The following is a 15500-nucleotide window of genomic DNA, read 5'->3' on the forward strand; positions in this document are numbered from 1 at the left end:
GCTAAGCTAAGTTGTATAGTTTTGCGGAAACAAAAAAGCGAACCGAAAAGGTTCGCTAAGTACTTGTTTAATAACTTTGACTTAATCAGCTAAGTCAGTAAATACCTGTTTAAATTGCTGCATACCCTCAGCAATAATGTCGTCTTCAATCGTTAATGCTGGCAAAAACCTAATTACATTGCCGTAAAAACCACAGGCCAACAAAATCAGTCCATACTCAGGGGCTTTCGCGATGAGTTGCTGAGTAAGCGCAGTATTTGGCAGATTCGCATTACCTTCTGTCACTAATTCAATGGCGATCATCGCACCCGAAATTCTCACTTCAGCGATCAAATCAGGAAACTGCTTTTGTAACTGATTCAAGTACTCGCCAAACTGCACTCCTATTTGCTGTGCCCTCTCCACTAGTTTGTCTTTTTCAATTAAATCAAGCACAGCTAAGGCTGCTGCACACGCGACAGGCGATCCACCATAGGTTCCGCCTAGCCCACCTGGTAACGGTGCATCCATTAATGCGCTTTTACCTACCACCGCCGATAAGGGGAACCCTCCAGCTATACCTTTAGCCATCGTGATTAAATCAGGCTCGATCCCAGCGCCTTCACAGGCAAACATTTTACCGGTACGGCCAAACCCCGTTTGAATCTCATCAACTATCAGTACAATGCCGTGTTCATCGCATAGTTTACGTAGCGCTTGCAACAAAGACTTAGGCGCAGGATAAAAACCGCCCTCTCCTTGAATTGGCTCGATGATAATGGCAGCCACGTCTTGTACCGCAATATCTACTTTAAACAAGTTATTCAAGGCTAATAGGCTTTGTTCAGTGCTTTGCCCATGTAGCTTTGTAGGAAAAGGCACATGGTAAATATCTCCTGCAAAGGGGCCAAATAAGTGTTTGTAGGGCGTAATTTTACCGGTTAATGCCATGGTGAGATTAGTACGACCATGAAAGCCACCATTAAAGGCCACTACACCTCTGCGCCCAGTGGCAGCACGAGCAATTTTTACCGCATTTTCTACAGCCTCTGCGCCAGTGGTAACAAACATCGCTTTTTTGTCACTTGAGCCAGGCGCAAGTTCCACCAACTTTTCAGCTAATGCCACGGCACTTTCGTAAGGATTCACCATTACACAGGTATGGCTGAACTTATCGAGCTGACCCTTTACTGCTTCAACCACTTTAGGATGACTATGGCCAGTATTACAAACTGCAATCCCAGTACCAAAATCTATATAACGGCGACCTTCCACATCCCATACTTCAGCGTTTAAGGCACGTTCAACATAAACCGGGTAAATATTACCTTGCCCTCTCGCGAATACTTTTTGTTTTCTTTGTTGTAGTTGTTGATTGTTCATTAGCAATATCCCTATTTTCTAAGCGTTTAAGCCGCCCATACACAAATACTTTATTTCGGTGTAATCATCTAAACCGTATTGTGAGCCTTCACGGCCACTTCCCGATTGCTTTACCCCGCCAAATGGTGCTGCAGGGTTGGAAATAATCCCTTCGTTCACGCCTACCATGCCAAACTCGAGTGACTCGCCTACTCGCCACACCCGCCCTATATCTCTGGTATAGAAATAGGCCGCTAAGCCATACTCAGTATCGTTAGCTAACTGGATAACCTCAGCTTCATCGTCAAACATTATCAGCGGCGCTACCGGGCCAAAGATTTCATTTCTGGCGATAGGCATATCGTTGGTCACATTAGTCATGATGGTAGGTTGATAAAAATGGCTGCCAGCATGATGAGCATCACCACCACTAAGGATTTTGGCACCAGCAGACACCGAATCAGTCACCAATTCATGAACATTAATTTTGGCTTGCTCACTAATCATAGGGCCAATCACTACATCATTAGCTAAGCCATTACCTACGGGTAATTGGGCTAATGCAGCAGCCAGTTTTTCGGCAAATACTTTATAAACACCTCTTTGTACAAAGAATCGATTTGCGCAGACACAGGTTTGCCCGGCGTTTCGATATTTCGATGCCAAAGCCCCCTGTACAGCAGCGTCTAAGTCTGCATCATCAAACACTATGAACGGGGCGTTACCACCGAGTTCCATAGAGACTTTTTTAACACTACCAGCGCACTGAGCAATAAGCTGTTTGCCAACAGCAGTAGAGCCCGTAAAGGTAAATTTTGCCACGTCGGTGCTTTCGGTCAGTATTTTTCCCATACCCCGAGCGTCTTCACCCACTACAACATTAAACACACCAGCCGGAATACCTGCTTGGTGGGCTAATTCAGCCATCGCTAAGGCAGACAAAGGCGTTAGTTGCGCAGGCCTAACTACAAAAGTACATCCTGCAGCTAATGCAGCCGCGGCTTTACGCGCGATCATTGCGTTAGGAAAGTTCCAAGGAGTTACCGCAGCCACAACCCCTACCGCTTGCTTAATCACTAAGATGCGTTTATCTGACGCAGGTCCTGGAATTACATCGCCATAACAGCGTTTTCCTTCTTCGGCAAACCAATCAAGGAATGCCGCGCCGTACGCTATCTCTCCTTTTGCTTCGGCTAAAGGCTTACCTTGCTCTTGAGTCAAAATTAGCGCTAGATCATCTTGGTGCTCTAACATTAACTGGTACCAACGCCTAAGCAATGTGCCTCGCTCGTTGGCAGGTTTGCTGCTCCAAGCCTTAAAGGCCGACTTAGCCGCTTCAATAGCGAGTACAGTTCCATCTATACCGGCATCATCAACCAAAGCAATAGTCTGTTGGTTAGCGGGGTTATGCACAGCAAACTGCTTGGTAGAAGCGTGCCACTGTCCATTGATGTAAGACTGCATTTTTAACAAAGCACGATGTTTGATAGCTTCCATTGCGTGATTCTCTATAGCGACTCAGACCGTTAACACTTATTGAATACCAATTAAAAACAATGTTAAATATCAAACAATAAAACTTTAGTTTGAACTAGGTAAAACTATGTTAGACCCAATCAACGGTAAACAATTAAGTGAATACGACCTACGTTTATTAAGAGTGTTTAAAGCAGTTGTCGAACATGGTGGTTTTGCAGCCGCCGAAGGGTTTTTAGGCATTACACGTTCAACAATCAGCGTACATATGTCGAGTTTAGAAAGTAGGATGAACTTAAAGCTATGTGTACGTGGGCGCAGTGGGTTTGCGTTAACTGAGCGCGGCCAAGTGGTCTACCAGGCGTGTTTAAAGCTATTCGCATCGATACAAGAGTTTGACTCGTTAGTTGACAACTTAGGCAAAACCTTAAGCGGTGAACTTATTATCTTGTATTCAGATTTGTTAGATAGAAGCAGCATTATTAACCTTGGCAAAGCTATTGCGGCTATCAAACTAAAGGCGCCACGGTTGTGTGTTTCGCTAAACATGGATACCGTCGCTAATATCGAATCAGCGTTAATCAACAATACAGCCCATATTGGTTTTTACCCGGCCTACCGAAGTATTGATGGCCTACAAAGTGAAGTGATATTTAGTGAAACTATCTATTTATGTGCCAGCCAGCACTCTCCTTTATATCACCTGAGTGATACCGACATTGACCCGAGCATATTGAGTCAATACTCCGCCATTCACCCTGGCATTGAGTTAAACCCTAAAGGCCGCAAGCAACTGCAACAGTTAAACTTTGGCGCCAAAGGCTACCAATTTGATAGCCGCTTGGCCTTAATATTATCTGGTGCTTATATCGGGTATTTACCTAAAAGTGAAGTTAAACCCTACCTAGACAATCAAGACATTAGATTGATTAATGCCACGGAGTATTGCTACCCCTTTGAGTTGAGCTTGGTACACAAGGTTAACTCTAACGATAAAGAAAAGGTGCAATTGGCTATGTCTGAGCTTTCTCTAGTGTTTAACCATCAGCAGAGTAAGCATTAAACTTTTTGTTAACCAACTTGCTTGTGCTGCATGGTAGCAATAATGGCTTCATCGGTAGACAACATAGCAGTTTTAGACATAAGGCCCAGCTGAGTAATACTGTCGTCAGCCGACTCAAAAACAATGCCTTGCTGAGAAGACACACAGCGGCCCGCAACAGCGAGTATCGCCGATTTAACTGCGCTACTTGCACCGGTTGATACCTTCATAGCACAACCTGCTTTTGCTCCATCACAAAACACTCCAGACACATCACCAATCATAGAATTGATAGCCCGATGGATAGCCGCTAAGTCACCTTTTAGTAACCAAGTAAGTGCTGCGGTAGAACCCATTGCGGCCGTGGTAGCAGCACATAACGCCGATAGTTTATTTTGTTTAGACTTAACATAAATGGCGACTAAATGGCTAAGCATTAGCGCGCGTACATATTGATCATCGTTTAGATCGCGCAACTCAGCAAAGGCAACAATTGGCATAGTTGCAGATATACCTTGATTACCACTTCCAGAATTGCTCATCGCAGCTTGATGAGCTCCGCCCATGCGCGCATCTGACGCCGCGGCGCCCAAACGCATTGCTCGTCCCAGTAAGTCATCGCTTAGTAAGCCCTGATCCATTTGGCTTTGTAAACTAGCGCCTAGGCCTAGGCCAAAGTTGCCGCTTAAACCGGTATCGGCGAGTGCTTTATTTAACTCTGCCGCGCGTTTAATGAAGCTTATGTTAGCTAAGGGAACCGCAGTTATAAATGACAAAATGTCGGCAATCGTTAAGCTTAAGCTCTGCTCGCTAGTTGAGCTCGTGCATTGTACATTTTCTGCTTGGTAAACAACTTCACCATTCACTACCATATATTCGAAACGGGTATGCGCTTTAGCAATGCACACTTCTACATGCTTATCAGCCAAACTCGCGTTTACCACGGTGTAAAGTACATCGTCATTGCTAACCATCGACACCGACACACGCTTTTCGTCTAAAAGCTGATTCGCCCTCAGTAAGCCTTGCTCGCTGATAGTTGCAAGAACCTCTAAACCTTTATCTGCATCGCCTGCAGTAGCACCAACTGCTGCGGCAATAGGCAAACCGGCTTTACCGGTTCCAGGTACAAATACCCCCATGCCATTTTTATATAAGTTGGGAGTAACCTTAATGGTGAGATGATCGGGAACCCCACCCAGTAATTCGCTCGCCTTAGCGCTCGCTAAAGCAACAGTGACGGGCTCGGTGCAACCTAATGCCGGTACCACTTCCTTTTGTACTAGGTCTATATACTGTTGCCACTGATTTACCATCATGAATTCTCGGTGATTTAAGATACCCATATGATATTTTTAGTCGCTTAGAAAGTGTTGGCGTTTTTGACTATGACTAGCCGAATGAAGACATTTTTTTTCAACTATAATCAAAAATTGGCAATATATTTCTAACTTTACATTGATGTAAGAAATCAAGCCCCAGGAAAGGGCTTGAGGAGCAAGACCAACGACTACCAATCCACGCCTTGTCTAGCTTTTATCCCAGACTCAAAAGCATGTTTAACGTTTTTAACTTCCGACACAGTATCCGCCAGTTCTATCACTTTACGATGGCAAGCGCGTCCAGTAACAACTACAGACTGTTCTTTAGGGCGTTGCTCAATGGCTGCAACCACTTCATCTACGTCTAAATAGTCGTAACTCAACATGTATGTTATCTCGTCTAATAACACCAAATAAATAGACGGATCGGCTAACCACTGCTTACAACGTTGCCACACTTCTTGCGCAGCTTGAGTATCCAATTCTCGATTTTGAGTTTCCCAAGTAAAACCTGTAGCCATAACAGCGAATTCAACACCATTCTTTTCTAGCAAGTTTCGCTCACCACACTCCCAGCCGCCTTTAATAAACTGCGCGGCAACAGCCTTATAACCATGGCCAGTTGCACGCGCAACGTTGCCGAAGCCAGCGGTTGATTTACCTTTACCGTTTCCGGTTATGACCAGCAGCAAGCCTTTTTCGATTTGCGCATCCTCTACCTTTGCATCAACGCTAGCTTTTAGTTTTTCCTGGCGTTGCTGGTGTTTCTCTTGATCTTTACTCATCCCTGCTCTTCACTTGTTACCTATTTGTTGGCAAGTGTAGCCTGAGCTAAAGCCAATAAACCAGTACTGTTTCTCTAGAATAGCTATAAACCTTTGGGTATAGTGCTTTCACGATAAATGATGGAAGCCTTTATGTTTAAAGATAACCCTCTATTAGCCCAATTGAAGCAGCAAATTAGAGAGACGATTCCAACTGTTGAAGGTGTGGTTAAAGCCACCGAAAAAAACTTTGGATTCCTTCAAACAGATAATAAAAAAAGCTACTTCATCTCTCCCCCTATGATGAAGAGGCTAATTCATGGCGACCGTATTAGCGCGGTCATTCGTGAAAACAGTGGTAAAGAATCAGCTGAACCAGAAGAGCTAGTCGACGCAGCGCTTGATACCTTTGTAGCGCGCGTAACTTTTGTAGACAAGCGAACCAAACTACAGGTAGATCACCCTCTAATAAACCAAGCCTTGAATGCCAAAGTTAAAAAAGACAGTGGTTTTTCAATCAAACAAGGCGATTGGGTGATGGCTAAGCTGCTGAAACACGCACTTAAAGACGACCATTTCCAAGCTGAAATCGTAGAGTTTATTGCAGAAAGTGACGATAATTTTGCCCGCTGGAAAGCGACCACGCTTAAGCACCAGCTCGCATGGGATCAGCCTGAATTTACTGGTGACTTAAATATCATTGACCCAAACATTGAGCGTAAAGACTTAATTAATGAATTGTTTTTTACTATTGATGGTGAAAGCACCCTAGACATGGATGACGCTGTATCAATCAAACGCGATGCAGACCATTGGACGCTAAAAGTAGCTATCGCAGACCCTAGCGCATATTTAGAAGAACAAGGCGAGATAGAAAAAGCCGCTGTAAAGCGTGCTTTTACTCTCTATCTCCCAGCCCGTACTGTGCCGATGATGCCAAGTAAATTGGCCAATGAGCGCTGCTCATTACTTGCGGAACAGCAAAGGCCAGCATTAGTTTGCGAAATGAAGATTGGTTTTAATGGCGAGCTACTTAACAATGCCAACTTCTATTTAGCAAATGTACAGTCTAAGCACAGACTTAATTACAATCAGGTTTCAGATTTTATAGAGCAGACGAATCTAGAGCTTGCCCAGCATGAAGAACTCGCTATCGCTCTTCAGCAACTGGATTTAATGAGCCAGCAACGTTACCAATGGCGCGAACAAAATACCTCAGTTTTTGGAGACCAAGCAGATTACGAGTTTGTTTTGGATAACAAAGGCCAAGTGATGGACATTTTGCGCCAGAATCGCCGTAGCGCCAATCGCATGATTGAAGAATCAATGGTTGCTGCGAACATATGCGGTGGGCGTTTCTTGGATGAAAATTTAGGTCGCGGTGTATTTGCTAGCCATTCAGGCTTTAAAGAAGAGAAACTAGACAGCCTAGTTGAACTACTTGGCAAATTTGAAATATCGGTAGAGCGAGATAAGCTCAATGATCTAGAGTACTTCTGTCAGTTGCGTCGTAACATTATTGCTAGCGGCAACAAAACCTTAGATCAATTAGTTAAACGACATTTCAATTTTAGTATTTACAGTGAAACTTGCTTGCCTCACTTTGGTTTAGGTGAAGCAAAGTACGCCACTTGGACCTCTCCAATCCGTAAATACAGCGATCTACTTAATCATCGCTTAATTAAATCGGTGCTTAACGGAGAAACGCCAAATTCACCGCTGTCTGAATCATTAGCTGAACATTTAAGCGACTGCAGAAAGCGCCAACGTTTTGCCGAACGTGAGATGGCCACTTATTTGTATTGTGAGTATTTTGCTGAACAAGATCCAAACATTGGTTTAGAGGCAGAAGTGACCAATATTAATCGCGGTGGTTTAAACATTCGATTGTTAGCCAGCGGCGCGTCGGCATTTGTTCCTAAAACAAAGCTTGCAGACAAAACTGAAGACTTAAGCATTGAAAGCGAGTTAGGCACTATCACTACCAAAGATAAGCAGTTTAGTCTTGGTGATATCATTGAAGTAAAAATCACTGAAGTGAAAAAGCTACAGCAATCAATAGTAGCTAGCCCAGTTTAAACCAAGCAATACCTAAAACTAAAAAAGCCAGCTATAAGCTGGCTTTTCTAATTTTAACAAACATTAACTTGGGTTACGTAGCTCTAAGTAATCTAGAGCAATTTCGGCAGCTTCAGTTAAAAATGCATCGTCTAGTTCTAAATCTTTTGGCGCATCTTCTAAATCTTTTACGGGTTCTTTACCTAAGCGAACTAAGCGTTCATTTAATCGAGCTAATTGTTTCTGCTCTTTTTCATCTCGCTGCGCGATACGCGATTTTTCACTTAAGCTAACCGACACCATATCTTTATCTTTACGGTAGTCAGCTATGTCGCTAACGATATATTGAAATTCAGTATCATTGGCAATTCGTGCTGAATGCTTTTTATCTAAGGCTTCAATATAAGGGCTAACGTCACCTAATAGCTTGTACTGAGCGGGCTTTATCTTGTCCCAAGGTAGTGCGTTATCTTCTACACTTTCACCAGTTTCTTCTGGTAACAAAGCTGAAGGATATGATATATCAGGTACTACACCACGGTGCTGAGTACTGCCGCCATCGATACGATAAAACTTAGCAATTGTGTATTGAACATGACCTAATTCATTTTCGTACAAATCGTAAATTCGACCTAAACCGCGATGCTGCTGAACAGTACCTTTACCGTAACTTTGTTCGCCTATAACCAGTGCTCTTCCGTAATCTTGTAACGCAGCAGCAAAAATCTCTGATGCTGAAGCACTATAACGGTCAATTAACACCACCATTGGGCCGCTGTAAGTTACCGAATTACTCGTATCATTGTTAACGGTAATGCGGCCTAACTGGTCACGAACTTGGACTACAGGCCCCTGCGGTATAAACAACCCGGTTAACGCTGTTGCCTCGGTTAACGCTCCACCACCATTTCCACGTAAGTCAACGATCAGTGAACTGATGTTTTCTTCGTCAAGTTTATTGAGCTCTTTGCTAGCATCTTCGCTTAAGTTTACGTAAAAGCTCGGTACGTTAAGTACCCCTACTTTCTTGCCATGTAACTCAATAACTTCGCTTTTGGCGGCGCGGTCTTCCAGACGAACCTTGTCGCGAATAATATCAACAACTTTAGTTTTGCCATCAACTTTGCCGCCCGATGCCAAGATTTCTAAACGAACAGTGGTGCCCTTAGGGCCTTTGATAAGATCAACTACGTCATCTAAACGCCAGCCGATAATATCTACAATCTCATCTTCGCCTTGGGCAACACCCACAATCTTGTCTTCAGGACCTAGTTGGTTACTCATTGCAGCAGGGCCGCCAGGCACCAAACTACGAATAACCGTATATTCGTCTTGACCTTGCAACACCGCTCCAATGCCTTCAAGAGATAAATTCATCTCCATTTTGAAGCGCTCTGCAGTGCGAGGAGACAAATAGCTGGTATGCGGTTCAATGCTACGAGAATATGCATTCATAGCCGTTTGGAAAACATCTTCACTGCTAGTTTGCACTAAACGTTTAATCGCACTGTTATAGCGTTTAGCTAACACCTCTACAATTTTGTCGTGATCTCGACCCGCAAGCTTTAAGTTAAGCGCATCGTACTTAACCTTTAAACGCCACAGCTCTTTTATCTCTGCTTGGGTTTTAGGCCAGTCTGCTTCACTACGGTCAAATTGGAAGTCTTCGTCTTTAGTGAAATCCATCGGTTCATCGAGAACCTGTAATGAATACACTAATTGCTGGTAACGACGTTTAAGGGACAAATCAAACATTGAGTAAAGCGGTTCTAAACGCCCTGCTGGAATGTCTTGATCTAAACTGAATCGGTAGCGTTCGAAGCGAAGAAAGTCTTCCTCAAGAAACAAGCTGCGATTGTAATCGAGCTGTTGTACGAACTTATCAAACATTTCGCTGGAAAGTTCATCATCGAACGGAACACTGCGGTAGTGTGAACGGGAGTATAAAGCGCTAATCCTTTTAGCCGCGGTTGCATGTTGGCTTTGCTGGCTTAATGTGGGTAGCGCGTCTTGTCCTAATGTAGGCGTTTGAGCCAACAACAGAGTTGAGTAACTAAGCGTTAAAAAAAATAGCCACAGACGGCTCAAATATTTCATAGGCACCTATTCTCACTACTAAAAACGATTATGCGACGATATGTTCTGCTTTAACTTTAACTAACATACCGCTTTTAAGTGTAACAGCAATGCCATCTTTTGTTACTTCTGAGATCTGGCCCGGCATTGGTGTTTTTCCAACCAATACACGTACTTGCTTCCCAGCAACTAAATCTTTACTGTCGATTTTTTCAATCTGCTTTTTCTCTACCGCTGGTTTATTGGTACTTTGTTTCGGTTTACTAGTACGTTTAAATTCAGCTTTAGCCTTACGTTCGCCAGATTTATTTTTGTCGGCTTTTTCGGCCTGCGCTTTCTTGTTAGCAAAAGCTTTATCTTTGCTTTCTTTCAAGGTTTTTTGCGCGTGTTCTACATGCTCTTGCTCAATTTCAGCACCTTCAACACCGTCTAAGTCAACTCGCTTAGAACCCACTTTAACGCCATGTAGGTAGCGCCAGCTTGAAGTGTATTGGCGCAGTGCCGAGCGAAGTACAGTATTACTAACTTTCTCGTCTTCTTTTAGACGTTCAGCTAAATCCTGAAAAATACCAATTTTAAGTGGCTTAGCTTCACCTTCTGTAGAGAAACAGTTAGGAAATTGCATTGCCAAATATTGAATGACTTCTTTACTATTTTTCAGTTTATTAGTTTGTTCCATGATGACCTTTCTTAAACATCTCTTCTGGTACAGCGACAGGGCTGATTTCGGCTATTATAGTGAGCGTATATTGAAAAGCCATTAAAAATGCACATCCGCCAAGTTATTTTCCAGCACGTTAACTAAATGCTCGATACCAATTTGGTCATCGGCACCAAAACGGGAAAGCTTAGGACTATCAATATCGATTACCCCAAAGAGTTGCCCATTTAAACGGAATGGCACCACAATTTCAGACTCACTCGCGCTATCGCAAGCGATGTGGCCAGGAAAACTATGCACATCAGCCACTCTTAGAGTTTCTTGCTGAGCAAAGGCCTCGCCACACACACCTTTACCTACAGTAATAGAGGTACAAGCAGGTTTACCCTGGAACGGGCCCAAAAATAATGTGTCTTTGTTTTGGTTTATTAAATAACAACCAACCCAATTAATGTCGCTTAACTCTAGCCACAATAAAGCAGAGAAATTTGCTAAGTTTGATATGTAAGGTAGGTCTTTGTCTAAAATAGCGTCTAACTGTTTGCCAAGCGTGATATAATGTGTTGATACCTGTTCCAAGCTTTAAGCCTCTTCTTCTATCATTGATGGCTCAAACTCTTGGCCTTTTAGCACCTGTTGTAAAGCGTTGCGCTGCGATGAAAGGTAAAAACCTAAGTTTTCTGCTTGTTGCTCGTTAAGTTTTGGCTCTGCGTGCTTAATCAACAAAGTAAGTTGATCGGCAACATCTAACATTTTGTCGTAGTTATCGGCTTCTTTCTTTGAGCTAAAAGTCATTTTCTCTACACCGTTCCGTTCGACGACATATTTAATAATTACAGCCACCGCTGCCTCCATTTACTGTTTTTATATACAGGATAGTATGCATCATTCATTTTTAAACTACTAGTGACAAATTTTTACAGCATAGTTGGCTCGACTTGGCTAATATGTAGATTATGAAATCTTCTGAGTTATCAAAGCTATCCATTTGCCCAAGTTGTGATCTTTTAGTGGATACGCACGCCCATTGCAGAGCCGGTAAAGTTCTTATTTGCCCACGCTGTAAGCATACCTTAGCGCGAGGTAACAGAGCCCGATTTTCTAGCCAATTTGCACTCGCCCTTACCTGCTTAATTATGGTGTCTCTTGCAAATACTTACCCTTTATTAAGCTTTACATTCTTGGGAATACCCAGCTCAGCTAACATTCTTCGTGGCACAGTATTGCTGTTGGAGCACGGCTATTACCTAGTGGGTTTTGCTGTTGTTATCGCCAGTTTCATTGCACCAATACTGCTTTTTAGCCTTATTTGTTACACATCGTTGTCGTTAAGCAAGGGTTGGAAAGCGCCAGGTCTTGCCACTGCGTTGCATTTTCAAGATGATTTGATTCACTGGAGCATGATAGAGGTTTATATCGTCAGCTTTTTAGTCGCCCTAGTGAAACTGGTTGAATATGCTGATATTGATTTAGGTTATGGCCTCTGGTGTATATGTATTACGCTATTGTTATCTACTCGTTTGATTCAACGGATAGAACCAGCAGAGTACTGGGAGCGTTATGTACACATCCGCTAAGCAAATGGGTTTAAAGCTCTGTAGACACTGCAAACTTTCTATGTCCGAAGAGCAAACTCATTGCCAACGCTGTCATATGCGAGTGCATACCAGAGCCCCAAACAGCCTACAAAAGTGTTGGGCATTTGTTATTGCCGCTACAGTAGGCCTTTTCCCCGCTAATCTAATGCCTATTACCGTACTAAGTACCCGCGGAGCGCCTCAATACGAAACAATAATGTCTGGTGTAATTAGTTTAATAAAGGACGACATGGTAGGCATTGCCATCGTCGTTTTTGTAGCCAGTATTGTTGTTCCAGTTATGAAACTTGTTGGCTTAATCGTGATTATGCTCAGCTTGCAATTCAAGATGAATTTAGATAATCGACAACGTATTGTTATTTATAGGATAATTGACATTATCGGCAAATGGTCGATGCTTGATCTGTTTGTACTGTCAATTATGATAGCGGTTTTTGAACGTAACAACTTAGTCGGAGTAGAAGCCGGGCCCGGTGCTACTGCGTTTGGTGCAGTTGTGTTGTTAACATTATTTGCTGCTAAGTCATTCGACACAAGAATTATATGGGATAAACAACTTGAACAACGCTAGTGCTCCAGAGATTAAAAAAGAACGCGTAATCTCCCCTATTTGGTTGCTGCCTATTTTAGCGATAGTGCTAGGAGCATGGCTGCTATTTAAAGCGTGGTCAGAAGCAGGCGTAAAAATTGATATTGTGTTCGAAAGTGCCAAAGGTATTACTGCTGGGCAAACACAGTTGTTCTATCAGGGCTTAGATATCGGCGTAGTTAAGTCAGTCGCATTAGCCCCTAAGTTGGAAGGGGTAATAGTAAAAGCAGAAGTTAAAAGAGAAGCCGAACAGCTTTTAAAAGCTGACAGCCAATTTTGGTTAGTGACACCGAAGGCCTCAATTACAGAAATTAGTGGTTTAGATGCCTTAGTATCTGGCAACTATATAGAGCTAAACCCTGGCACGGGGAAATATGACGACAGTTTTGTTGCCCTCTCAGAACCGCCAAACATCATTAGAGGTAAAGGTCTGAACGTGCGACTAAGCGCTGACGATTTAGGCTCTCTAAATATCGGCTCCGCGATTTACTTTAAAAAGATTAAAGTTGGTGAGGTTCAACGTTACCAACTTACAGACGAACACAAAGTAGAATTTGATATTCAAATAAGGCCTCAGTTCGCTCATTTAGTGAAAATAGATACGCGCTTCTGGAATGTGAGTGGCTTTGAGGCAGATATTTCCCTAGACGGAATGCAGATAAGCAGCGAGAGCTTAGCCAGTGTTATTTCTGGTGGTGTGAGTTTTGACAGTCCTCTTCAATCTGCCATTGCCACAAAAGGGCAAAGCTTTACCCTCTACGATAACCTAAAGGATTCTCACCGCGGCAAAGCGATTCAAATTAGTATGCAACAGCAAAATGGATTGGTGGCAGGTAGGAGTAAACTAATTTATCGAGGCGCTAACATTGGTTTTGTTAGCGAAATTATAAACAACGGCAGTCATGACCAGTTTACTGCTAAAGCCTTGGTTGAGCCCAAATATGAAGATTTGTTTAATAGCTCTACTCAACTTGTTCTTATCAAACCAGAAATTAGCTTAAATGGCGTTAAAAATATAGGGGCCTTAGTCGGCGCTAAGCAAATAGAAGTTATTGCCGACCAAGGAGAGCTTGCTACACAATTTGAGCTATCTTTAGCCCCTAAGCCACCACAGGGCAGTAAAGCCTTCACGCTGACTACTGATAACGTTAAAGGTGTGAGCTCAGGTAGCCCTATCGTCTACAATGGACTAACCATAGGTAAAGTTCTTGCGCTGACGCTAAAAAACCGAAGTTTTGAGTTATCGACATATATCGCACCAGAATTCGCAAGCCTACTCACCATTAATTCCCGTTTCTATAACCAAAGTCCATTAGCGGTAGAAGCAGACTTGAATGGCATTACTGTAGAAAGCAGTGGTTTAAGCGGATTTATACAGTCTCCTATTATTTTGTTACCTGGGCAGTCCAAAAAGTCTAGCACCAGTAAAACGTTCCGATTACATCACAACAAACAAGCCGCTTTGCTTTCTAAAGAAAAAGCGCTTGCTCCGCTTAAACTTACACTAAAAACTGACTATTTAGGTTCTTTAGCTGAAGGGGCACCAGTACTATATAGGCGAGTTCCGGTAGGTAAAGTAGATTCTTATCAGCTACTAAAAGATGGGGAAATCGAGGTTGAGCTAGAAATCTATGGAAATTACCGTTACCTAGTCGCTGATAACACGCGTTTTTGGCATGCCTCTGGCCTAGAAATTAAAGCAAGTTTAGAGGGATTATCCGTAAACAGCGAGTCATTAAAATCACTCGTGTTAGGCGGTATAAGCTTTGATCAATTCGACGAATTAGCTAAAGAAACCCAGCGTACAATTTATAAATCAAAACAATTGGCGACTAAACGGCACTTAAATATCGCCCTGTCTACTCAAGATAGCCACGGCATATACAACAACATGCCAATTAAATATCAAGGCCAACAGATCGGTAAAGTCACCCAACTGGGCTTTAGTGAAGACTTAAGCACATTAACGGCAAGTGCTGAGCTAGATTTCCCTTACTATCGCAACTTCGCACGCAGTGGAAGCTTATATTGGCAAGAAAGTGCTTCGATTAGCCTATCTGAAGTGAAAAATTTGGATACTTTGGTCAAAGGCGATTTTATTAACGCTTTGCCTGGTAAAGGGAAACCGCTTCAAACATTTAAGCTGTTAAAAGAGGTGCCTAACACCGACAAGGGTTCACTACATGTGTGGTTAAGCTCAAGCCATTTTGGGTCTCTTAAAATAGGCAGCCCGGTATTATATAAACAATACAAAGTAGGCACTGTTGATAAAGCGAAATTAGAACTGGATGGCTCAAAAATTCTAGCGCGACTTAACATTGACTCAAGTTATCGTCATTTAGTTAGGGCGAATAGTGTGTTTTGGAATGCCTCAGGAGTGGATGTAAAACTGGGATTAGGCGGGGCAGATATTCGTCTTGATTCAATGGAAACCCTGTTAACTGGGGGTATTGCCTTCGCGACTCCAGAAACAACGCCGTTGGCCGAATCAGCAAATGATAACGATAAATATCAATTACAGTCCACATACGACGAAAAATGGCTACAATGGAGCCCTTCTATTCAACCTTAGA

Annotated in this window: 13 protein-coding genes; 5 read left to right on the top strand and 8 right to left on the bottom strand. The window is 42.9% G+C overall.

The genetic code is table 11. From position 1 onward, the window contains the following. Window positions 1-81 precede the first annotated feature (81 nt). Window positions 82-1362 (bottom strand): 4-aminobutyrate--2-oxoglutarate transaminase, encoded by a 1281-nt coding sequence (gene gabT / locus FFR00_RS10105; RefSeq protein WP_137673276.1) that lies wholly within the window; start codon window positions 1360-1362, stop codon window positions 82-84. 18 nt (window positions 1363-1380) lie between these two features. Then, complete coding sequence (locus tag FFR00_RS10110; RefSeq protein WP_137673277.1) at window positions 1381-2838, bottom strand: NAD-dependent succinate-semialdehyde dehydrogenase; 1458 nt, start codon at window positions 2836-2838, stop codon at window positions 1381-1383. Window positions 2839-2944: 106 nt separating this feature from the next. On the opposite strand from FFR00_RS10110, the gene FFR00_RS10115 reads away from it, so the two are divergent. Next, a complete protein-coding gene (locus tag FFR00_RS10115) occupies window positions 2945-3880 on the top strand; it encodes a LysR family transcriptional regulator (RefSeq protein WP_137673278.1) in 936 nt (311 codons plus the stop codon). Window positions 3881-3888: 8 nt separating this feature from the next. On the opposite strand, the gene FFR00_RS10120 is transcribed toward FFR00_RS10115, so the two are convergent. Next, the gene (locus FFR00_RS10120; RefSeq protein WP_201798727.1) at window positions 3889-5178 is read right to left on the bottom strand and encodes a serine dehydratase subunit alpha family protein; all 1290 of its coding nucleotides are present in this window, start codon (window positions 5176-5178) and stop codon (window positions 3889-3891) included. A 191-nt stretch (window positions 5179-5369) separates the two neighbouring features. Then, window positions 5370-5966 carry a cob(I)yrinic acid a,c-diamide adenosyltransferase gene (cobO, locus tag FFR00_RS10125; protein ID WP_137673279.1) on the bottom strand — a complete coding sequence of 199 codons (597 nt, stop codon included), beginning with the start codon at window positions 5964-5966 and terminating at the stop codon, window positions 5370-5372. Between the two features lie 132 nt (window positions 5967-6098). Here cobO and FFR00_RS10130 point away from each other — a divergent pair, with 132 nt between their 5' ends. Continuing rightward, on the top strand, window positions 6099-8024 hold the full coding sequence (locus tag FFR00_RS10130) for an exoribonuclease II (RefSeq protein ID WP_161985140.1): 1926 nt from the start codon (window positions 6099-6101) through the stop codon (window positions 8022-8024). A 63-nt stretch (window positions 8025-8087) separates the two neighbouring features. Here FFR00_RS10130 and prc read toward each other — a convergent pair whose 3' ends face one another. The 4 genes from prc to FFR00_RS10150 form a co-directional block, all read right to left on the bottom strand. Continuing rightward, the gene (gene prc / locus FFR00_RS10135; protein WP_137673281.1) at window positions 8088-10100 is read right to left on the bottom strand and encodes a carboxy terminal-processing peptidase; all 2013 of its coding nucleotides are present in this window, start codon (window positions 10098-10100) and stop codon (window positions 8088-8090) included. 28 nt (window positions 10101-10128) lie between these two features. Then, window positions 10129-10758: an RNA chaperone ProQ gene (proQ, locus tag FFR00_RS10140; protein ID WP_137673282.1), complete on the bottom strand. Its 630-nt coding sequence runs from the start codon at window positions 10756-10758 to the stop codon at window positions 10129-10131. A gap of 81 nt (window positions 10759-10839) precedes the next feature. After that, on the bottom strand, window positions 10840-11319 hold the full coding sequence (locus tag FFR00_RS10145; protein WP_137673283.1) for a GAF domain-containing protein: 480 nt from the start codon (window positions 11317-11319) through the stop codon (window positions 10840-10842). A gap of 3 nt (window positions 11320-11322) precedes the next feature. Continuing rightward, entirely contained in the window at window positions 11323-11583 is a 261-nt protein-coding gene (locus FFR00_RS10150; protein ID WP_137673284.1) for a YebG family protein, read from the bottom strand. A 167-nt stretch (window positions 11584-11750) separates the two neighbouring features. On the opposite strand from FFR00_RS10150, the gene FFR00_RS10155 reads away from it, so the two are divergent. From FFR00_RS10155 to FFR00_RS10165, 3 genes are read left to right on the top strand one after another with little or no spacing between them, the layout of a single operon-like run. Beyond that, complete coding sequence (locus FFR00_RS10155; RefSeq protein WP_161985141.1) at window positions 11751-12317, top strand: paraquat-inducible protein A; 567 nt, start codon at window positions 11751-11753, stop codon at window positions 12315-12317. After that, complete coding sequence (locus FFR00_RS10160; RefSeq protein WP_137673286.1) at window positions 12301-12909, top strand: paraquat-inducible protein A; 609 nt, start codon at window positions 12301-12303, stop codon at window positions 12907-12909. The genes FFR00_RS10155 and FFR00_RS10160 overlap by 17 nt, the downstream gene beginning before the upstream one ends. Further along, window positions 12896-15499, top strand: a complete 2604-nt coding sequence (locus FFR00_RS10165; RefSeq protein ID WP_161985142.1) for a PqiB family protein — start codon at window positions 12896-12898, stop codon at window positions 15497-15499. Before FFR00_RS10160 ends, FFR00_RS10165 begins: the two co-directional genes overlap by 14 nt. Window position 15500 lies beyond the last annotated feature (1 nt).

Origin of the sequence: Agarivorans sp. Toyoura001, assembly GCF_005405585.1 — a bacterium.
In the GTDB taxonomy this organism is placed as follows: domain Bacteria; phylum Pseudomonadota; class Gammaproteobacteria; order Enterobacterales; family Celerinatantimonadaceae; genus Agarivorans.